Origin of the sequence: Mumia sp. zg.B21, from assembly GCF_019550855.1 — a bacterium.
GTDB lineage: Bacteria > Actinomycetota > Actinomycetes > Propionibacteriales > Nocardioidaceae > Mumia.
On record NZ_JAHWCJ010000004.1, the window covers coordinates 231165 to 250859 of the forward strand.

General features: G+C 69.6%; 15 protein-coding genes. 7 read left to right on the forward strand and 8 right to left on the reverse strand.

All coding sequences use genetic code 11. From position 1 onward, the window contains the following. Positions 1-31 precede the first annotated feature (31 nt). The 5 genes from KV100_RS16370 to KV100_RS16390 all read right to left on the reverse strand — a co-directional run bounded on the left by KV100_RS16370 (position 32) and on the right by KV100_RS16390 (position 7241). Complete coding sequence (locus KV100_RS16370) at positions 32-1300, reverse strand: MFS transporter (protein ID WP_220344174.1); 1269 nt, start codon at positions 1298-1300, stop codon at positions 32-34. Next, the gene (locus KV100_RS16375) at positions 1297-3270 is read right to left on the reverse strand and encodes a M13-type metalloendopeptidase (protein WP_220344175.1); all 1974 of its coding nucleotides are present in this window, start codon (positions 3268-3270) and stop codon (positions 1297-1299) included. The genes KV100_RS16370 and KV100_RS16375 overlap by 4 nt, the downstream gene beginning before the upstream one ends. 113 nt (positions 3271-3383) lie before the next feature. Beyond that, on the reverse strand, positions 3384-4265 hold the full coding sequence (locus KV100_RS16380; RefSeq protein WP_220344176.1) for a sugar ABC transporter permease: 882 nt from the start codon (positions 4263-4265) through the stop codon (positions 3384-3386). Next, positions 4265-5899: an ABC transporter permease subunit gene (locus KV100_RS16385; protein ID WP_220344177.1), complete on the reverse strand. Its 1635-nt coding sequence runs from the start codon at positions 5897-5899 to the stop codon at positions 4265-4267. The genes KV100_RS16380 and KV100_RS16385 overlap by 1 nt, the downstream gene beginning before the upstream one ends. 85 nt (positions 5900-5984) lie before the next feature. Then, positions 5985-7241 (reverse strand): maltose ABC transporter substrate-binding protein, encoded by a 1257-nt coding sequence (locus KV100_RS16390; protein WP_220344178.1) that lies wholly within the window; start codon positions 7239-7241, stop codon positions 5985-5987. Between the two features lie 195 nt (positions 7242-7436). On the opposite strand from KV100_RS16390, the gene KV100_RS16395 reads away from it, so the two are divergent. The 4 genes from KV100_RS16395 to KV100_RS20240 are packed head-to-tail and all read left to right on the forward strand — an operon-like array spanning position 7437 to position 12263. Then, on the forward strand, positions 7437-9155 hold the full coding sequence (locus tag KV100_RS16395; protein ID WP_220344179.1) for an alpha-amylase family glycosyl hydrolase: 1719 nt from the start codon (positions 7437-7439) through the stop codon (positions 9153-9155). 4 nt (positions 9156-9159) lie between these two features. Next, positions 9160-10194: a LacI family DNA-binding transcriptional regulator gene (locus KV100_RS16400; protein ID WP_220344180.1), complete on the forward strand. Its 1035-nt coding sequence runs from the start codon at positions 9160-9162 to the stop codon at positions 10192-10194. Between the two features lie 37 nt (positions 10195-10231). Next, positions 10232-11575 (forward strand): TrkH family potassium uptake protein, encoded by a 1344-nt coding sequence (locus KV100_RS16405; protein ID WP_220344181.1) that lies wholly within the window; start codon positions 10232-10234, stop codon positions 11573-11575. 13 nt (positions 11576-11588) lie between these two features. Next, entirely contained in the window at positions 11589-12263 is a 675-nt protein-coding gene (locus KV100_RS20240; RefSeq protein WP_220344182.1) for a TrkA family potassium uptake protein, read from the forward strand. A 73-nt stretch (positions 12264-12336) separates the two neighbouring features. Here KV100_RS20240 and galE read toward each other — a convergent pair whose 3' ends face one another. Both galE and KV100_RS16420 read right to left on the reverse strand, forming a co-directional pair. Beyond that, positions 12337-13317 (reverse strand): UDP-glucose 4-epimerase GalE, encoded by a 981-nt coding sequence (gene galE, locus KV100_RS16415; RefSeq protein WP_220344183.1) that lies wholly within the window; start codon positions 13315-13317, stop codon positions 12337-12339. A 10-nt stretch (positions 13318-13327) separates the two neighbouring features. Then, on the reverse strand, positions 13328-14458 hold the full coding sequence (locus tag KV100_RS16420; protein ID WP_220344184.1) for a sorbosone dehydrogenase family protein: 1131 nt from the start codon (positions 14456-14458) through the stop codon (positions 13328-13330). 148 nt (positions 14459-14606) lie between these two features. Here KV100_RS16420 and KV100_RS16425 point away from each other — a divergent pair, with 148 nt between their 5' ends. The 3 genes from KV100_RS16425 to leuS all read left to right on the forward strand — a co-directional run bounded on the left by KV100_RS16425 (position 14607) and on the right by leuS (position 19265). Then, positions 14607-16322, forward strand: coding sequence for a sodium:solute symporter family protein (locus tag KV100_RS16425; protein WP_220344185.1), 1716 nt, complete (start codon positions 14607-14609; stop codon positions 16320-16322). 12 nt (positions 16323-16334) lie between these two features. Next, positions 16335-16619 (forward strand): hypothetical protein, encoded by a 285-nt coding sequence (locus tag KV100_RS16430; RefSeq protein ID WP_220344186.1) that lies wholly within the window; start codon positions 16335-16337, stop codon positions 16617-16619. A 168-nt stretch (positions 16620-16787) separates the two neighbouring features. Continuing rightward, a complete protein-coding gene (gene leuS / locus KV100_RS16435) occupies positions 16788-19265 on the forward strand; it encodes a leucine--tRNA ligase (protein ID WP_220344187.1) in 2478 nt (825 codons plus the stop codon). Here the strand turns inward: leuS and KV100_RS16440 are convergent, their stop codons facing one another. Next, positions 19266-19679, reverse strand: coding sequence for a hypothetical protein (locus tag KV100_RS16440; RefSeq protein ID WP_220344188.1), 414 nt, complete (start codon positions 19677-19679; stop codon positions 19266-19268). Positions 19680-19695 lie beyond the last annotated feature (16 nt).

The window sequence follows — 19695 nt, forward strand, 5'->3', positions numbered from 1 at the left end:
TTGGTCGAGTTGGGGTCGTCCGTCGTGGTGCTCACCTCCCCAGTCTGCCTGCTCCGATGATGCGGTGCCGCCGTGCCACCACCATCCGGATCGCGGGGACGGTCAGGAAGGCGGCGACGATGTTGAGCGGGCCGAAGCCCCAGACGTTGACGACCACGCCCGCGAGCAGGCCGCCGAACGCACCGGCCAGGCTCATGAGAAGGTCGGAGGCACCCTGGACGGCCGGACGGGACGCCGGCAGGACCGACTGGGCGACGAGCGAGGACCCGGCGATGGTCGACGCCGACCAACCCAGCCCCAGCAGCACGAGGCCGACCATCATCTGGAGCTCCGACTCTCCGGCGGTGCCCGCGACGAGGGTGGCGAGGAGCAGCGTCGCCTGACCGAGGATGATGGTGCGCCCGCGCCCCCACCGGTCGGTGAGCAGGCCCATGACCGGTGCGAGCGCGAACATGCCGGCGATGTGCAGGCTGATGGTCAGGCCGATGATGGTGAGGCTCGATCCGTGGTCCTCCATGTGGACCGGCGTCATCGCCATCACCGCGACCATCAGTGCGTGGGCCCCCGCCACGGTCACCACGCCCGTCCGCGCCGCCGCGTTCGACCGGAGCAGCGGCCACGCGTCGCTCATGCGAGACCGCGGGCGCGGCCCGTCGGCCGCCGGACGGATCTCCTTGGCGACGTGGAGGGGGTCCGGCGTCAGGGCGACGGCCATGAGGATCGCGGTGAGCGCGAACCCGACCGCGGCGAAGACGAACGGGCCGGCGAGGTCCGGGATGCCGAGAGCACCGGCCGCCTGGGCGCCGAGGCCGGTGAGGTTCGGCCCGATCACCGATCCGATCGTGGTCGACCAGACGACCAGGGACAACGCGCGGCCGACGTGCATCGGCTCGGCGAGGTCGGTGGCGGCGTAGCGCGACTGGAAGTTGGTCGCGCTGTTGGCGCCCACCACGAAGAGCCCGGTGAGCAGGATCCAGGTCGAGTCGGCGACGGCGCCCGCGACCACCACGACCGCACCGATCGCGGCGACGAGCCATCCGGTGGCCAGGCTCGTCCGCCGCCCACGAACCGAGGCGAGACCAGCCAGCGGCAGCGCGAGCACGGCCGCGCCGAGAGTCAGCATCGTCGTCGCCAGTCCGGCGACGGCCGCAGAGCCCGAGACCTCCTTGACCAGCAGCGCCCCGATCGAGAGCGCGGCGCCCGCTCCCAGCCCACCGATGACCTGGGCGGACGAGAGGACGCCGACCGTACGCCGCTGGACGGCGGCGACGTGCTCGGGAGACCAGGACGTCGTCGTCACCAGATCGTCACGCGCTGGTGCGGCGCCAACCACATGCCGTCGTCGGAGGTCACGGAGAACGCGTCGTGGAAGGCGTCGAGGTTGCGGACCACCTGGTTCGTGCGGAACTCCGGCGGGGAGTGCGGGTCGATCGTGAGGCGACGGACGACCTCGGCCGGGCGCACCTTGCCCCGCCAGCACTGCGCCCACGAGATGAAGAACCGCTGCGCGCCCGTCAGACCGTCGAGCACGGGCGGCTCCTGTCCGTCGAGGGCGAGGAGGTAGGCCTGGTACGCGATCCCCAGCCCGCCCAGGTCCCCGATGTTCTCGCCGATCGTCAGGGCACCGTTGACCGTTCTGCCATCGGCGCCGTCGGGGGAGAGCGTGTCGTACTGAGCGATCAGCGAGCTCGTGAGCTTCTCGAACGCGGCCCGGTCCTCGTCGGTCCACCAGCTGCGCAGGGCTCCGGAACCGTCGTACTGCGATCCCTGGTCGTCGAACCCGTGGCCGATCTCGTGGCCGATCACGGCGCCGATCCCGCCGTAGTTCACCGCGTCGTCGGCCTCGGCGTCGAAGAACGGCGGCTGGAGGATCGCTGCGGGGAAGACGATCTCGTTCATCGTCGGGTTGTAGTAGGCGTTCACCGTCTGCGGCGTCATCAGCCACTCGTGCCGGTCGATCGGCTTCCCGATCTTGGCGAGCTCGCGGTCGGTCGCCGCGTTGGAGGCGCGGCGGACGTTGCCGAGCAGGTCCGCGGGGTCGGCGGCCAGCGGGGCGTAGTCACGCCAGCGCTTCGGGAAGCCGACCTTGGGGGTGAACGCGTCGAGCTTCTCGAGCGCGCGCTCCTTGGTCTCGTCGCTCATCCAGGGCAGCGTCGAGATGCTGTGCCGGTAGGCCGCCACGAGGTTCGCGACGAGGGCGTCCATGCGTGCCGCGGCGGTCGGGGGGAAGTGACGCTCGACGTAGAGCCGGCCGAGCCCTTCGCCGATCGCGCCCTCCACGAACGCGACGCCGCGCTTCCAGCGGGCGCGCAGCTCGTCGGTGCCCGAGAGCGTCTTGCCGTAGAAGTCGAAGTTCGCGTCGACGAACGGACTCGACAGGTACGGGGCCGCCGCGGACACGAGGCGGAAGCGCAGCCAGTCCTGCCACGCGGCCACGGGCTCCTCGCGGAGCGCGTCGGACAGCGCCTGGAGGTAGGACGGCTGGGAGACGACGACCTCGGACAGCACCGCCGGGTCGAAGCGTGCGGCGGCGGCCCACGCGTGCCAGTCGAGGGCCGGGGAGAGCCCCTGGAGGGCATCGAGGTCGAGGAGGTTGTAGGTCTCGACCGCGTCGCGGCTCGCCACCCGGTCCCAGTGCCCCTTCGCCAGCCGCTCCTCGAGGCCGTAGACCCGCGCCGCCCGGGCGTCGGCGTCGTCGAAACCGGCGAGGCCCAGCATGATCGCGACGTGCGCCTGGTAGGCCGTGCGCGCCGCGGCGAACTGCTCCTCGCGGTAGTAGGCCTCGTCAGGAAGACCCAGGCCGCCCTGCACGACGGTGACCACGTAGCGCTCGGGCGCACCGGGGTCGGGCCCGACGTACATCCCGAAGGCGCCGGAGGCGGCCTGGCGCTCCAGCCGGCCGAGCGCGTCGACGACGGCGGCGAGGTCGCGTACCTCGTCGACGCGGGCGAGGTCGTCGGCCAGCGGGGCCGCCTCGAGCGCCTCCACCCGGTCGACGTCCATGAAGCTGGCGTAGAGAGCACCGATCTTGGCGCCCTCGTCGTTCACGCTGCCACCGGCCGGGTCTCCGGCCGGGTCTGCCTGGCACTCCTCGACGATGGCGCGGACGTGCACCTCGGCCTCGTCGACGAGGGTGACGAACGAGCCGGCGACAGCGCGGTCCGGCGGGATCTCGGCGGTGGCGAGCCAGCCCCCGTTGACGTGGCGGAACAGGTCGTCCCGGGGACGCACCGCCTGGTCGCTGCCGCTGCCGTCGATCCCTGATCTCACGCGTACTCCTCGTCATCGACCTCGTGGCGGCGGCTCTCGCCTCACGCCCTCGTCAGTCTAGGCAGGGAGGGTCTCCGAGACCTCACGCATTATGGCGACGCCTGCTGCCGGTCCTACTTGACCGATCCCGACACGAGTCCGCTGACGATGTAGCGCTGGAGCGCGAGGAAGAGGATCGTGACGGGGAGGGCGGCCAGCACCGCGCCGGCCGCGAAGATCGTCCAGTTCGACGACGTCTGCTCGGAGACGAACCCGAAGAGCCCGACCGCGAGCGTCTGGTTGTCGGGGTCGGTGAGGAACACGCTCGCGATCATGAACTCGCTGGTGGCGGTGATGAAGGCCAGCAGGCCCACGACCGCCAGGATCGGCGTCACCAGGCGCAGGACGATCCCGAAGAAGATCTGAGCATGGCTGGCTCCGTCGAGCCGGGCGGCCTCGTCGATCGAGACCGGCACCGTGTTGAAGAACCCGTACATCAGGTAGGTGTTCACGCCGAGCGCGCCGCCCAAGTAGACGAGGATCAGCCCCGCGTGGGTGCCGATGCCCAGCGCGGGAAAGACGTCGCCGACGTTCGACATCAGGATGAAGATCGCGACGACCGCCAGCATCTGCGGGAACATCTGGACGAGCATCAGCGACAGCAGCCCGAACCGCCGCCCGGTGAACCGCATCCGCGAGAACGCATACGCTGCCAGCGCGCCGAGGAACACCGTGCCGAGCGCGGTGACCGTGCCGACCACGAGCGTGTTGACGAACCACCGCCCGTACGGCCGGCTCGGGTCGTCGAAGAGTGCACGGTAGTTGGTGAGGTCGAACGTGCTGAAGAGCCGACTGCTCCCCGACAGCGTGCCGGCGGGGTCGAGCGAGGCGGACAGGACGTAGAGGATCGGGAACGTCGCATAGACGACGACGGCGATGCCGACGAGGTGCCGCCAGCCCAGGGCGGTGAACCAGCGCCGGAAGCTGCGCCGGCGCGGAGCGTGGACGGTGCTCATCAGTGGATGTCCTCCAGGGCCTTGGTACGGCGGAACATGATCGCCGCGATGACGCCGATGACGACGAAGATGATGATGGCCAGCGCGCTGGCGAGGCCGTAGTCGCGACCGGTCCCGGTGCCGAACGCGACCTTGTAGACCATCGTGATCAGCAGGTCCGTGGCTCCGATGTCGTTGCTCGTGTCCTCGAACCGCGGCCCGCCGCGGGTCAGCATGTAGATGACGTTGAAGTTGTTGAAGTTGAAGGCGAACGTCGTGATCAGCAGTGGTGCGACCGACACGAGCAGCAGCGGGAGCTTGACCGACCGGAAGGCCCGCCATGGGCCGGCGCCGTCCATGCGGGCGGCCTCGGTCATCTCGTCGGGGATCGACTGCAGCGCCCCGGTGCAGACGAGGAACATGTAGGGGAAGCCGAGCCAGAGGTTGACGAACAGCACGCTGAAGCGGGCCAGCCACGGGTCGGTGAGCCACTCGATCTCGGCGCCGCCCAGCAGCACCTGGTTGACGAACCCGAACTCCGTGTTGAGCATCCCCGACCAGACGAGTCCCGACAGGAAGGCGGGGAAGGCGTAGGGAAGGATCAGCAGCACCCGGTAGACCTTCTTGCCACGCATGCTCGGCACGTTGAAGACCATCGCGAGGAACAGCCCGAGCCCGAAGCAGAGCACGACCGACAGGGTCGCGAAGGCGAACGTCCACACGATCACGGAGACCAGGGAGTCGCGCAGCTGGGGTGTCTCGACCGCGCGGCGGAAGTTCTCCAGGCCCACGTTGATCTTCCAGCCCGGGACCAGCTCCTCGCCCTCGGCCGAGACGTACGCGCCCTCGCCGCCGTCGGTGTAGACCGTGCCGGTGGCGACGTCGGTGAAGCTGTCGGCGTCCTCGTCGTAGCGCAGGTTCGAGCGGTACTCGTAGGCGCTGCTGCCGTCGGCCGTGCGCAGTGTGCCGTCGGAGGGGTTGTCGGAGACGGGGACGGAGATGTCGAGGATCTCGTCCTGGCGCTGGAGGAGGTCCTCGAACGCGAGGGGGGCGTAGCCGTCGACCTGCGTCGCCTTTCCGCCGCCGGAGACCTCGGCGTCCTCGACCTCGGAGAGCGGTTCGTCGGCCGAGCCGAGGGAGACCGTGCCGTCGGGAGCGGTGACCAGGAACCACAGGTCGTCGCCCTTCTCGAGGACGGCGAGCTGGTACTGCGGGGAGTCGGGGACACGCTCCTGGCCCTTGGTCGCGATCGCCGTGACCGCGTCCTCCTTGGTGCTGTTGTGCCCGTCGCCGGCATTGGTGAAGGCGATGTAGCCGGTGTAGACCATGACGAAGACCTGGAAGATCAGCAGCAGCGTGATCCCGGGCGCGAGGTACTTCGCCGGCAGGCCGTCGCGGCGCAGGTAGACGACGTTCACGGCGACCGTCACGACCACCGTGACGGCAAGGACCAGCCACTTCTCCTGGGCGGCCAGCATGAAGACCGCATACACCGCGAGCGCGTCGACGAGGCCGAGGAGCGCGATCTTCACGAGGATGCCGATCAGCCCGTCGGTCTCTCCGGGCCGGCGCAGCCGTGCCCACGGGCCCCGGCGCCCCGGTCGCTGGTCGGGAGAGCCCGAGTCCTCGCTGCGGTGCTCGTCGGTGAGCGTCATCAGGGCGTGCCCCTCCTGGGGTGAGAGCGGGGGAGAGCAGACCGGCCGGGGAGCGGAACCGCTCCCCGGCCGTCAGTGAGAGATGTCAGCCTGCGACCTTCGTCTGGACGCTCGCGACCATCTTGGGCCACGCCTGGGCAGGCTGAGCCTTGCCCTTGATGATGTCGAGCTCGGTCGCGCCCCAGTCGGCCCACACCGCGTCCATCTGCGGGATGGCCGGCATCGGCGAACCGCTCTTGCCGATCGCGCCGAACGCCGCGACGATCGGGTCGGACGCCGCCTTCTCGAACGACGCCTTCAGCGCCGGCGGACGACCGCCCTGGGCGAAGAGCGCGTCCTGGGCGTCCTCGGAGCTCAGGTAGTTGAGCACGAACTCGCTGGCGGCGAGGGCGTTGGTGGCCTTCGCGCTGATGAAGAACCCGTTGACTCCGATGAACGGGGTCGCCGGCTTGCTGCCACCGGTCGGGATCGGGTCGATGGCGATCTCGAGCCCGGCCTTCTGCATGTCCGGGACGTTCCACGGTCCGGTCAGGAAGTACGGCGACTGACCCTTGTTGAAGGTCTCCTTCGCGATGTCCGCGGTGATGCTCGGGTTCAGCGCACCGGCCTTCGCCCACGCCGCCAGGTCCTTCGCGAACTCGACGCCGCCGGGGTTACCGAGGCCGAGCTTGCTCGGGTCGTAGTCGCCGTCGGCGTTGCGCTCGAACACGGGGACGCCGTACGAGGTCTGGATGCCGTAGAGGTGGTACGGGTCGCCCTGCTTCGGGTCGAGCCCGACGAGGAACGGGTACTTCGCCTTGCCGGCGTCGACGACCTTCGTGCCGGCGGCGACGACCTCGTCCATCGTGGTGGCCGGCTCGGCGAGGAGCGCGGTGTTGCGGACGAGCGCCACGTTCTCGATCGCGTACGGGAGGCCGTACGTCTTGCCCTCGTAGGTCATCGCCTGGATGGCCGCGTCCTCGAACTCACCGGCCTTGTCGCCGAGCTCGAGGGGGGCGACGACGCCGTTCTGGACGAACTTCCCGAGCCAGTCGTGCGGGCCGACGATCATGTCAGGACCCTTGCCGGTCGGTACCTGGGTGATGAAGTCGTCACGAGCCGACTGGAAGTCCTTGATGACGAGCTTGACCTCGACGTCCTTGTCCTTCTTGAAGGAGGCGACCGCGTCCTTCAGAGCCGGCGCGCGCTCGGCATCGACCCACATCGTGAGGGTCGACCCCGACGACTTCGAGGAGTCGTCGGCGGCGTCGTCGTCGGACGACCCGCCGCAGGCGCCGAGCAGGAGAGACGAGGCGACGGCCAGGGCACCTGCGGCCAGGACGCCTCTGCGGTTCACGAGCATGAGGTGTGCTCCTTCGTAAGAGTGGAATCGGTTCCATTTCTAAGCGACAAGAGTCATCTCAAGCAAGTCGCGCGACGAAACCTGATCGCAACATTTCGATAACGGGCCTCCACATGGGCCGGATGGCCGGATAGGCCACAGGCGTTGACTATGGTGTAATCGCTTCCACAAATCCGGCCTCGAAGGAGAGCAGCAATGGCGATCGACGTGGCCCCCCGCGCCGACGGACCCGCCGACACCCCTGTGCAGCAGCGTGACTGGTGGCGTGACGCCGTCGTCTACCAGGTCTATCCGCGCTCCTTCGCCGACGGCGACGGGGACGGGACGGGTGACCTCATGGGCATCGGCGACCGCCTGCCGGCCCTCGCCGAGCTCGGAGTCGACGCGGTGTGGCTGTCGCCGTTCTATCCGTCGCCGCAGCGTGACGGGGGCTACGACGTGAGCGACTACTGCGACGTCGATCCCGCTTTCGGGACCCTGGCCGACCTCGACCGTGTCGTCGACGTCGCGCACGCCCACGGCCTGCGGGTGATCATCGATCTCGTCCCGAACCACTGCTCCAGCGACCACCCGATGTTCCGGGCGGCTCTCGCGGCGCCTCCGAACAGCAGGGAGCGAGCGCGTTTCCACTTCCGTGACGGCCGTGGCGAGCACGGTGAGCTCCCCCCGAACGACTGGCAGTCGCACTTCGGCGGCTCCGCGTGGACCCATGTCACCGAGCCCGACGGGCGCCCGGGGCAGTGGTACCTGCACCTCTTCGACCCCACCCAGCCGGACTTCAACTGGGACAGCGAGGACGTCCTCACCTTCTTCGACGAGGTCCTCGACTTCTGGCTCGCGCGGGGTGTGGACGGCTTCCGCGTCGACGTCGCCCACGCGCTCGTCAAGGCCCCCGGCCTCCCCGACTGGGGCGGACGGGCCGATGGCGCCAGCTCACCCGGGTTCCCCGGCCACGAGGCCCCGATGTTCGACCAGCCCGGCGTGCACGCCGTCTACGAGCGCTGGCGCGAGCGGCTCGAGCGCTGGGGGCCCGACCGCATCCTGTGCGCCGAGGCCAACGTCGCGCCCCTCGAGCGCGCCGCCAAGTGGGTCCGTCCGCGAGAGATGCACCAGGCGTTCAACTTCGCCTACCTCCACGCGCCGTGGGACGCCGTCGCCCTGCGCCGCGTCATCGACGAGTCGCTCGCCGCGTTCGGTGGCGTGGGCGCACCGAGCACGTGGGTCCTGTCCAACCACGACGTCGTCCGCCACGCCACGCGCTTCGCGCTGGTCGACGCCGCTCACGTCGCCCATGGGCACGGCTTCCGGGCCGACACGCCCCTCGACCCCGAGCGGGGGGAGCGGCGTGCTCGTGCCGCCACGGCGCTCATGCTGGCACTGCCCGGTGCCGTCTACCTCTACCAGGGCGAGGAGCTCGGGCTGCCCGAGGTGCTGGACATCCCCGACGACCAGCGGCACGACCCCTACTTCCTGCGCAGCGGTGGCGCCGTGGTCGGCCGCGACGGCTGCCGGGTGCCGATCCCGTGGGAGGCGCACGCCCCCGCGTACGGCTTCAACGGCAGCGGCTCCTCCTGGTTGCCACAGCCCGCGCAGTGGGCCCGCTACGCCCGCGACGTCCAAGGCGCCGAACCGACGTCGACCCTGGCGCTCTACACCCACGCCCTGGCGACGCGAAAGGTCCTCGGGCTCGGCGCGGGTTCGTTACGGTGGGTCCGCGCCGACGAGCCGGCGGTGCTCGCCTTCGTCAACGGGGAGGTCCTCGTGGTCGCCAACCTCTCCGACCACCCCGTCCCAGCCGAGGCCGACGAGATCGTGCTCGAGAGCGTCCCGGGTGCGGTCAGCGACGGACTCCTGGCCCCGGACGCGACCGCGTGGTTCCGCGCGCCGGCCGGCACGGGTCTGACGGAAGGCTGATCCGGTGGCGGGAGTGACGATCAAGGACGTCGCCGAACGGGCGGGTCTGTCGGTCGCCACCGTGTCGCGCGCGCTCAGCGGGCGCGGTCACGTCTCGGAGACCGCCCGGACGCTGAGCGCCCAGGCTGCTCGTGACCTGGGCTACGTCGCCTCGTACAACGCGGCCAGTCTCGCCTCGGGACGCAGCAAGAACGTCGGGCTGGTCGTGCCCTGGGTGAACCGCTGGTTCTTCAGCACGATCATCGAGACCGCATCGACGGTTCTGGCGGCGGCGGGGTACGACGTCACTCTCTACTACCTCGGTGGCGGCAAGCGCGAGCGAGGGCTCGTCTTCAGCGACTTCCTGCTCCGCAAGCGTGTCGACGGGCTCCTTGCCGTGGCGCTCGAGCTCGACGACACCGAGCGCGTCGACCTGTTGCGAGTCGGCACCCCGGTCGTCTGCATCGGCGGCGTGATCCCCGGCGTGTCGACGGTCAGCGTCGACGACTTCGCGACCGCGCGTCTCGCCACCGACCATCTCGTCGCGCTCGGACACCGCCGCATCGCGCACATCGGCTGGGAGGGCGCCGGGGACTTCGCTCTGGCAGCGACCCGGGAGGACGGCTATGCGCGGGCGCTGCGCGATGCGGGCCTCGAGGTCGCACCGGAGCTGGTCGCCCTCGGAGACTTCACGATGCAGGAGGGCTACTCCACCGCCAAGCGTCTGCTGTCCGACCCACGACTGCGTCCGACGGCGATCTCTGCCGCCTCCGACGAGCTGGCCATCGGGGCGATCACCGCCGCGCGGGACCTCGGTCTGGACGTGCCGCGTGACGTGTCGGTGGTGGGGATCGACGGGCACGACCTCGGCGGCGTGTTCGGTCTGACGACGGTCGACCAGCATGTGCGCGAGCAGGCGACCCAGGCCGCCGACCTTCTCCTCCGCCAGCTCGACGACGACTCCGTGGACCGCGAGCCCGTCCACACCGAGCTCGGCCTGGACCTCGTGATCCGCTCGAGCACGATGGCTCCACGCCCGGACGGGCCACGCACGCGGTAGCGTGCCTCGGGTGGCTGTGTCCTCCCAGCGTTCGGGCATGAGCGGCATGCTGACGGCGTTGGCGCACCCCGTCCGCATCCTCCCGGCGACGTTCGTGCTCGGCAGCGTCGCCGGCACCCTCCTCCTGCTCCTCCCAGGCATGCGGACCGACGGTCAGCAGGGTGGCGCGGTCCTGCCGGCCGCCTTCACGTCGGTGTCCGCGGTGACCGTGACCGGACTCAGCACGGTCGACGTCTCGTCCTACTGGACGCCGCTCGGGCAGGTCGTCATCCTCGTGCTCGTCCAGGTCGGCGGCTTCGGCTTCGTCACCCTGGCCACGATCCTGGGTGTCGTCGTCGGGGGCCGGATCGGCCTGCGCTCGCGGCTCGCCACCCAGATGGACCTCCACCTCGTCAACCTCGGCGAGGTGATCCCGCTCGTCCGGCGGATCCTCGTGACGATGCTGGGCTTCGAGGCCGTGGTCGCCGTGGTGCTGACCTTCGGGTTCGAGTCGCGTCACGACGAAGGCTGGGGCGAGGCGATCTGGCACGGGATCTTCTACTCGGTGATGGCGTTCAACAACGCCGGCTTCGCGCTGGCACCCGACAGCCTCGTCCAGTACGTCGGCGACGCCGCGCTGATCCTGCCGATCTCGATCGCGGTGTTCGTGGGGGCGGTGGGCTTCCCCGTCCTTGCGGAGCTGTCACGCCGGTGGAGGCGCCCCGACCGCTGGTCGATCCACACCAAGCTCACCGTGTGGGGCTCGTTCCTCCTGCTGGGCGCCGGGACGGTCCTGTTCGGGGTCGTGGAGTGGTCGAACCCCGCGACGATGGGCGGCCAGTCGTTCGGCGAGAAGCTCGTCACGTCGTTCGAGGGCGGCATCATGCCGCGTTCGGGTGGGTTCAACTCCATCGACTACGGGGAGGCCCGGTCCGAGACGACCCTGATCACAACCATCATGATGTTCATCGGCGGCGGGTCGGCCAGCACCGCCGGAGGCATCAAGATCACGACGTTTCTCCTGCTCGGCTACGTGATCCTCGCGGAGGTGCGTGGTGACCCCGACGTCACCATCGGCTCGCGGCGGATCGGGGTCAGCACCCTGCGGCAGGCGCTCACCGTCGCCCTGCTGGCCGTGATGCTCGTCGTGACCTCGACACTGGCGCTGCTCGTGGTGGCGGAGGTGAGCCTGGACGAGGCGTTGTTCGAGGCGACGTCGGCGTTCGCCACCGCCGGTCTCTCCATGGGCGTCACCGGTGATCTCCCGCCCGCCGGCCAGGCGGTGCTGATGTTCTTGATGTTGATCGGCCGTGTCGGTACGGTCGCGACGGCGTCAGCACTCGCCCTGCGTGCCCGCCCGCGTCGCTTCCACCTGCCCGAAGAGCGACCGATCATCGGCTAGGAGAAGATGACCCGTGCCCAAGAACTCGACCCCTCCGCCCGACGCCCCCGTGCTCGTCGTCGGCCTCGGTCGCTTCGGCACCGCCGTGGCGTCGTCTCTGACCCGGCTGGGACACGAGGTGCTGGCGATCGACGAGAGCATGGAGCTCGTCCAGAAGTGGGCGACGGAGTTCACCCACACGGTCCAGGCCGACTCCACCGACGAGGAGGCGCTGCGCCAGATCGGTGCTGACCAGTTCGACCGCGCCGTGGTAGGCATCGGCACCGACATCGAGGCGAGCGTGCTCAGCGTGCTGACGCTCACCGAGCTCGGCGTTCGCGAGATCTGGGCCAAGGCGATCAACAAGAAGCACGGCAAGATCCTCGAGCGCGTCGGCGCGCGCCACGTCGTGTATCCCGAGTCGGCGATGGGCGAGCGGGTCGCTCACGTGGTCTCGGGGTCGATGATCGACTTCATCGAGTTCGACGACGGCTTCGCCATCGCGCGTACGGCGGCACCGTCGGGAGCGGTCGGTCGCACGCTCGCGGAGTCCGCGCTCCGCCACCAGTACGGCATCACCGTGGTCGGCGTGAAGCGACCGGGGTCGGACTTCACCTACGCGCGGCCCGAGACGTTCCTCGGTGAGTTCGACGAGCTGATCGTCTCGGGGCCGACCAAGAAGGTCGAGCGGTTCGCCGGCCTCTCCTGACACCCGCGGGTCACCCTCTGACGCTCGCGGGTCACTCTTTTGCGCCCGCGGGTCACTCTCTGGCGCTCGCGGGTCAGTCCGGCACGTCCTGGCTGAGAACGTGCACCCACGACCCCCAGGCGCTTCGGACCATCTCCTCGAGAGAGTGACGCATCCGCCACTCGAGGTCCCGAGCGGCGAGGTCGCCCGAGGCGACGATGCGCGCAGGGTCGCCGGGGCGTCGTGGACCGGTCTCGGGGACGAAGTCGACACCGGTGACGTGCGCGATGGTGTCCATGATCTGGCGCACCGAGACGCCCTCGCCGCTCCCGAGGTTGTACACGTCCTCGAGCAAGGCCTCCTCCGCGAGGGAGCGCGCGGCGACGACGTGGCTGTGGGCGAGGTCCGACACGTGGACGTAGTCGCGCACGCAGGTGCCGTCCGGCGTCGGGTAGTCGACGCCGTTGATGACCGGGACGCCGCCGTCGGTCAACGTCTTGAAGACCTTCGGGAAGAGGTTGTGTGGGCTGGAGTCGTAGAGGTCGTCGTCGCCGGAGCCGACCACGTTGAAGTAGCGCAGCGAGGTCTGCCGCAGCCCGGTGGCTCGGGCCTGCGCCCGCAGCACCCACTCGTCGACGAGCTTGCTCTCGCCGTACGGCGACTCCGGAGCCGTCGGCGTCGACTCGGTGACGAGGTCGGTGTCGGGCGTCCCGTAGACCGCGGCCGAGGACGAGAAGACGACCGAGTTCACGCCGACCTCGGCCAGCGCCTGCAGCAGGTGGACGGTGCCGGTGACGTTCTGCTCGTAGGTGTGGATCGGACGCTGGACCGACACGCCCGCGTACTTGAACGCAGCGAGGTGCACCACCCCGACGACCCCGTGCTCGCGCAGGACCGTACGGACGAGCTCGGTGTCGGTGACGTTGCCCTCGACGAACGGGACGTCGGCGGGGACGAACTCGCGGTGGCCCGACTCGAGCGAGTCGAGCACGACGACGCCGATCCCGGCGTCGGTGAACGCGCGGACGACGTGGGAACCGATGTAGCCGGCGCCGCCGGTCACGAGCCAGGTCATGCGATCGACCCTAACCGACCACGACGCGCAGGATCCGGTCGTCGTCGGCTCCCGGCTCCCCGCGACCGTCGGTGTTGCTGGTCGTCACCCACAGACTTCCGTCGGGTGCCGGCACGGCGTTGCGCACGCGCCCGAGGCCGGCGTCGCCGAGGCGGCGGCGCGGTCGGGCGGCGTCGGCCCCGGACAGCGGCACCGCCCACACGCACTGACCACGCAGCGCAGCCACGTACGCCGTCCCGTACGCGACGCCGACGCCCGCAGGCGACGCGTCGTCGGTGCTCCACCACGCCTTCGGCCCGACGAGACCGCGTTCGTCCGTGGGCCCCTCCGTCTGGGGCCACCCGTAGTTGCCGCCACGCTCGACGAGGTTGAGCTCGTCGGTGGTCTGGTCGCCGAACTCGGCCGCCCACAGCCTGCCCTGTGCATCGAACGCGAGCCCTTCGACGTTGCGGTGGCCGTAGGACCAGACGCGGTTGCCGAAGGGGTTGTCCTCGGCGGCACGGCCGTCGAGGGTCATCCGCAGCACCTTGCCCGAGGGTGAGTCGACGTCCTGGGCTCGGTCGCGTTCGCCGGCGTCACCGGTGCTGGCGTAGAGCATCCGGTCGGGTCCGATCACGAGGCGGCCGCCGTTGTGGTTGAACGCTCGCGGGATGCCGTCGAGCAACACCTGTGGACGCCCGAGCCGGCGTCCGTCGTACGACATCCGCACGATCCGGTTGTCGTCTGGGGACGTGAGGTAGGCGATCACGGCGTCGCCGCCGGGGACGAGGACGATCCCCAGGAGCCCGCCCTCGCCGCTGTCGGTGTCGACGTCGGGCACCTCACCGATCGTCGTCGCGTTGCCGCCCCCGACCTTGACCACCCGCGCGGTGTCTCGTTCGGTCACGAGGGCCTGGCCAGCATCGAGGAACGCGAGCCCCCACGGCACCGTCAGTCCGGCGGCGACCACACCGTCGATCCGGAGACGGGTCGGGTCGTCGGGGCCGCGGGGACCGGGCGTCGTCGGGGGCACCGACGACGGGTCGGTGGTGGGAACGGTCGTCGGAGCCGGGTCGGTGGAGCCGTCTCCGCGGCAGCCGGTGGCCAGGCCGGCTCCGGCGACGGCGAGCGCAACGAGAAGCTCGCGGCGAGTCAGCGTCATGGGGAGAGTGTGGCCCACCGGTGGTGACGGGACCGGTGGCACGACCTCCGACGACGTCTTCTTCTGCCCTGCCGATGCCGCGCTTCGGGAGTAACGTGCCGTTCGGGACAGACCTCTGACCCGACACCACCGACGACCGGGAGGGCGGATGGACGGCACCGTGGTCTGGGCGGCAGACGAGAGGCTTCGTCTGGACACCGGCTTCTCCGACTACCTGATCATCCTGATCTACTTCGCCTTCGTCCTCGGCATCGGCCTCCTCGCCAAGCGCCAGGTCTCCAGCAGCATCGACTTCTTCCTGTCGGGGCGCTCGCTGCCCGCGTGGGTGACCGGTCTGGCCTTCATCTCAGCCAACCTCGGCGCGGTCGAGATCATGGGCATGTCGGCCAACGGTGCGCAGTACGGTCTGCCGACGATGCACTACTTCTGGATCGGCGCGGTGCCGGCGATGCTGTTCCTCGGCGTCGTGATGATGCCGTTCTACTACGGCTCCAAGGTCCGCAGCGTGCCGGAGTTCATGCGGATGCGGTTCGGGACGGGCGCGCACCTGGTGAACGCGCTGAGCTTCGCCGTGGCCCAGCTGCTGATCGCCGGCGTCAACCTCTATCTGCTCGCGCGCATCGTCAACGTCATCCTCGGCTGGCCGTTGTGGGTGTCGCTGATCGCCGCAGCGATCGTGGTCCTGACCTACACCACCCTCGGTGGCCTGTCGGCGGCGATCTACAACGAGGTCCTCCAGTTCTTCGTCATCGTCGCGGCGCTGCTGCCCCTCACGCTCGTGGCTCTGCACAAGGTCGGCGGGGTCAGCGGGCTCACCGACAAGATCTCGGCCACCCCGGGCGGCAGCGAACAGCTCTCGTCCTGGCCCGGCACCAACCTCACGGGCATCGACGACCCGTTCTGGTCCGTCGTGGGGATCGTGTTCGGACTCGGCTTCGTGCTGTCGTTCGGCTACTGGACGACGAACTTCGTCGAGGTGCAGCGGGCGATGGCGTCGAAGTCGATGTCGGCCGCGCGCAGCGCCCCGATCATCGGCACCTTCCCCAAGATGTTCGTCCCGTTCATCGTCGTCGTCCCCGGCATGATCTGCGCCGTGCTGATCCCGGAGATGATCGACCTCAAGGCCGGCGACGACAGCTCCGGGGTCGCGTACAACGACGCGATCCTCCTCCTGATCCGCGACCTGCTGCCCAACGGCATGCTCGGACTCGCGATCGCAGGCCTCCTCGCGTCGTTCATGGCCGGCATGGCAGCCAACATCTCGGCGTTCAACACGGTCTTCAGCGTGGACCTCTGGCAGCAGTACGTCCGCAAGGACAAGCCGGACGGCTACTACACGAGCGTCGGCCGCTGGGCCACGGTCGGTGCGACCGTGGTGGCGATCTTCACCGCGCTGATCGCGTCGAGCTACTCGAACCTGATGGACTACCTCCAGACCTTGTTCGGGTTCTTCAACGCCCCGTTGTTCGCGACGTTCATCCTCGGCATGTTCTGGAAGCGGATGACCGCCACCGCCGGTTGGGTCGGCCTCGTGTCCGGCACGGCAGCAGCGGTCGTCGTCGCCTTCCTCAGCGAGGACGCCTTCGGCAGCGCCAGTGTGGGCGTCATCCCGCTCGGGGGCCAGGGTGCGAGCTTCGTCGCGGCGAGCGCAGCGTTCGTGGTCGACATCGTGGTCAGCTACGTCGTGAGCCTGATGACCCAGCCGAAGCCGGCCGCCTCGCTGCGTGGCTTCGTCTACTCGCTGACGCCCAAGGACCAGCTGCGCGACCCGCTCGCGCACCTGCTCCCGTGGTACCAGCGCCCGACCGTGCTCGCCGCGATCTCGTTGGTCATGGTGATCGCCTTGAACATCATCTTCTGGTGAGAAGGAGCAACGATGGCTGAGGGCAAGAGCCGCTTCAAGATCGCGTCGGCGTTCGACATCCGGACGATCATCGGTGCCCTGATGGGCATCTATGGCGTGATCCTGACCTTCCTCGGCATCTTCAACGCCTCCGACGCCGAGCTGAGCAAGGCCGACGGCTTCAACGTCAACCTCGTCAACGGGCTGATCCTGCTCGGCGTCTCGGCCGTGTTCATCATCTGGGCGATCCTGCGGCCGCTGGTCGTCGAGGACGTGCCGCCCGAGGCGCTGGAGGACCGCGACCAGCGCGCCGAGTAGCGCGCTAGCATGGGAGCCGTGTACGACCTGCACCTTGTCGAGCCACGCTGATCCCGACCCCGTCAGCGTGGCAGCCCCTCTGCCCAGAGGGGCTGTTCTGTGTACGGGCACGGTTCGGTGTCGCAGATCACCCGGTCGTACGAGGACGTCATTGCGGAGGAGACCCAGGTGAGCACCCAGCAGGGCGAGGCGGCGTCGTACGACGTCCGCGCGGTCCAGGACAAGTGGCGCGCGGTGTGGGACGAGCTGCGGCCGTACGACGCCGACGGCACCGACCCCGGTCGCGAGCGGCGCTACGCGCTCACGATGTTCCCCTATCCGTCCGGCGACCTCCACATGGGCCACGGCGAGGTCTTCGCGCTGCACGACATGCTGGCGCGCTACTGGCGGCTCAAGGGCTACGACGTGCTCAACCCGATCGGCTGGGACTCCTTCGGGCTGCCCGCCGAGAACGCTGCCATCAAGCGCAACGAGAACCCAGCGACGTTCACGTACGACAACATCGAGACGCAGGCCGAGTCGATCCGGCGCTACGGCGTGAGCTTCGACTGGACGCGTCGCCTGCACACCTCCGACCCCGAGTACTACCGCTGGACCCAGTGGCTGTTCCTGCGGCTGTTCGAGCGGGGCCTGGCCTACCGCAAGGCGTCCTACGTCAACTGGTGTCCCAACGACCAGACCGTGCTCGCCAACGAGCAGGTCGTCCAAGGGTTCTGCGAGCGCTGCGGCGCCGTGGTCACCAAGCGCGAGCTGACCCAGTGGTACTTCAAGATCACCGACTACGCCCAGCGGCTGCTCGACGACATGCAGCAGCTGGAGGGCCGGTGGCCCGAGCGCGTGCTGACCATGCAGCGCAACTGGATCGGACGCTCAGAGGGTGCTTGGGTGTCGTTCGTGGTCGAGGGGCGCGAGGAGCCCGTGCGGGTCTTCACCACCCGGCCCGACACGCTGTACGGCGCGACGTTCATGGTCGTCGCCCCCGACGCCACGCTGGCCGGTGAGCTGGTGTCCGACGATCAGCGGCCCGCCTTCGAGGCGTACCTCGAGCGCACCAAGCAGGCCACGGAGATCGAGCGCCAGTCCACCGACCGTCCGAAGACCGGGGTGTTCCTGGGCGTCCACGCGACCAACCCGCTGACGGGCGAGCCCATGCAGGTGTGGGCCGCCGACTACGTCCTGGCCGACTACGGGTCCGGCGCCGTGATGGCCGTGCCGGCCCACGACCAGCGCGACCTCGACTTCGCCCGGACGTACGACCTGCCGGTCCGCCGCGTCGTCGACGTGCCGGGGGAGGGTGACCCGGCCGAGACCGGCGTCGCGACCACCGGTGACGGGGCGTACGTCGGCTCGCCGGTGCTGGAGGGCGTCACCGACAAGGCCGAGGGCATCGAGGTGACGATCGAGACGCTGACCGAGAAGGGGTTGGGCGAGGGCACGGTCAACTTCAGGCTGCGCGACTGGCTGCTCAGCCGTCAGCGCTACTGGGGCTGCCCGATCCCGATCGTGCACTGCCCCGACTGTGGTGAGGTCGCGGTGCCCGACGATCAGCTGCCCGTCGAGCTGCCCTACCTGACCGGCGCCGACCTCGCGCCGAAGGGCACCTCCCCGCTGGCCGCCGCGACGGACTGGGTCAACACCACCTGCCCCCGCTGTGGTGGCGCCGCGCAGCGTGACACCGACACGATGGACACGTTCGTCGACTCCTCGTGGTACTTCCTGCGCTACTGCTCGCCCGACCGGACCGACGCGCCGTTCGCCCCCGAGGACGTCAACCGGTGGATGCCGGTCGACATGTACGTCGGTGGGGTCGAGCACGCGATCCTGCACCTGCTCTACAGCCGCTTCTTCACCAAGGTGCTCCACGACATGGGCCTGGTGGACTTCGTCGAGCCGTTCACATCGCTGATGAACCAGGGCCAGGTCATCAACGAGGGCAAGGCGATGAGCAAGTCGCTCGGCAACGGCGTCGACCTCGGTCAGCAGATCGAGCAGTTCGGCGTCGACGCGGTGCGCCTGACGCTGCTGTTCGCCGGGCCACCCGAGGACGACATCGACTGGGCCGACGTGTCACCGACAGGCTCGTCGAAGTTCCTGCAGCGGGCGTGGCGCGTTGCGCACGAGGTGGCGAGCGATCCGGGTGCCGACGTCACCGCCGGTGACGTCGCGCTGCGTCGGGTCACGCACAAGACGGTGGCCGACGCCGAGCAGCTCTACGAGTCCAAGCGCTTCAACGTGGTGATCGCGCGTGTGATGGAGCTCGTGAACGCCACGCGCAAGACGATCGACTCCGGTGCGGGTGCGGCCGATCCCGCGGTCCGCGAGGCGGCAGAGGTCACGGCGATCCTGCTCAGCACGGCAGCGCCCTACGTCGCCGAGGAGATGTGGGCGGAGCTCGGCCACGCTCCCTCGGTCTCGCAGCAGCCGTGGCCGACGGTCGACCCGGCCCTGCTGGTCGACGACACCGTCACGTGCGTGGTCCAGGTCAAGGGGAAGGTGCGCGGCAAGCTCGAGGTCGCGCCCTCGATCTCCGACGACGAGCTCGAGGCGCTCGCACTGGCCGAGCCCAACGTCGCACGGCACCTCGAGGGCGCCGTGATCCGCAAGGTGATCATCCGCGCTCCGAAGCTCGTCAACATCGTCGTCTGATCACGCGGTCGCGCCGGTCACCACGAGGCTGATCCCCGTGGTGGCCAGGCCGAGCGTCAGGATCGCGGCGCCCGTCCAGATCAGGGCGACCAGTCGGCTGGGGCGCTGCGGGTCGTGCCCCAGGACCGACAGGAAGAAGCCGGCGGGCATCACGATCGCCGCGACGAGGACGCCGAGCGGGCCGAGCCACGCCCACGGGTCGGCGACGTCGGCGGCGCTGGTGAGCAGGAGGGTGACGAGCCCGAGGATCACGAGCACGCCCGCGTGGGCGTGGCCCGCCCGGAAGAACGACGTCTGCAGGGCGTTGGCCGGCTTGCGACCGCCCACGACGCGCAGGAGGAACACCCCGCCCGACTCGATGGTGATCACCGTGAGCACGACGATGCCCGCGGTGAGCGTGGATGCGGCGTTCATACGGTCTCCTGACGTG

What these genes read in the sequence shown, in the direction of transcription:
- KV100_RS16440 (WP_220344188.1), bottom strand. Translation starts at nt 19,679, where the DNA reads ATGAACGCCGCATCCACGCTCACCGCGGGCATCGTCGTGCTCACGGTG.
- KV100_RS16390 (WP_220344178.1), bottom strand. Translation starts at nt 7,241, where the DNA reads ATGCTCGTGAACCGCAGAGGCGTCCTGGCCGCAGGTGCCCTGGCCGTC.
- KV100_RS16405 (WP_220344181.1), top strand. Translation starts at nt 10,232, where the DNA reads ATGAGCGGCATGCTGACGGCGTTGGCGCACCCCGTCCGCATCCTCCCG.
- galE (WP_220344183.1), bottom strand. Translation starts at nt 13,317, where the DNA reads ATGACCTGGCTCGTGACCGGCGGCGCCGGCTACATCGGTTCCCACGTC.
- KV100_RS16420 (WP_220344184.1), bottom strand. Translation starts at nt 14,458, where the DNA reads ATGACGCTGACTCGCCGCGAGCTTCTCGTTGCGCTCGCCGTCGCCGGA.
- KV100_RS16425 (WP_220344185.1), top strand. Translation starts at nt 14,607, where the DNA reads ATGGACGGCACCGTGGTCTGGGCGGCAGACGAGAGGCTTCGTCTGGAC.
- KV100_RS16430 (WP_220344186.1), top strand. Translation starts at nt 16,335, where the DNA reads ATGGCTGAGGGCAAGAGCCGCTTCAAGATCGCGTCGGCGTTCGACATC.
- KV100_RS16385 (WP_220344177.1), bottom strand. Translation starts at nt 5,899, where the DNA reads ATGACGCTCACCGACGAGCACCGCAGCGAGGACTCGGGCTCTCCCGAC.
- KV100_RS16380 (WP_220344176.1), bottom strand. Translation starts at nt 4,265, where the DNA reads ATGAGCACCGTCCACGCTCCGCGCCGGCGCAGCTTCCGGCGCTGGTTC.
- KV100_RS16395 (WP_220344179.1), top strand. Translation starts at nt 7,437, where the DNA reads ATGGCGATCGACGTGGCCCCCCGCGCCGACGGACCCGCCGACACCCCT.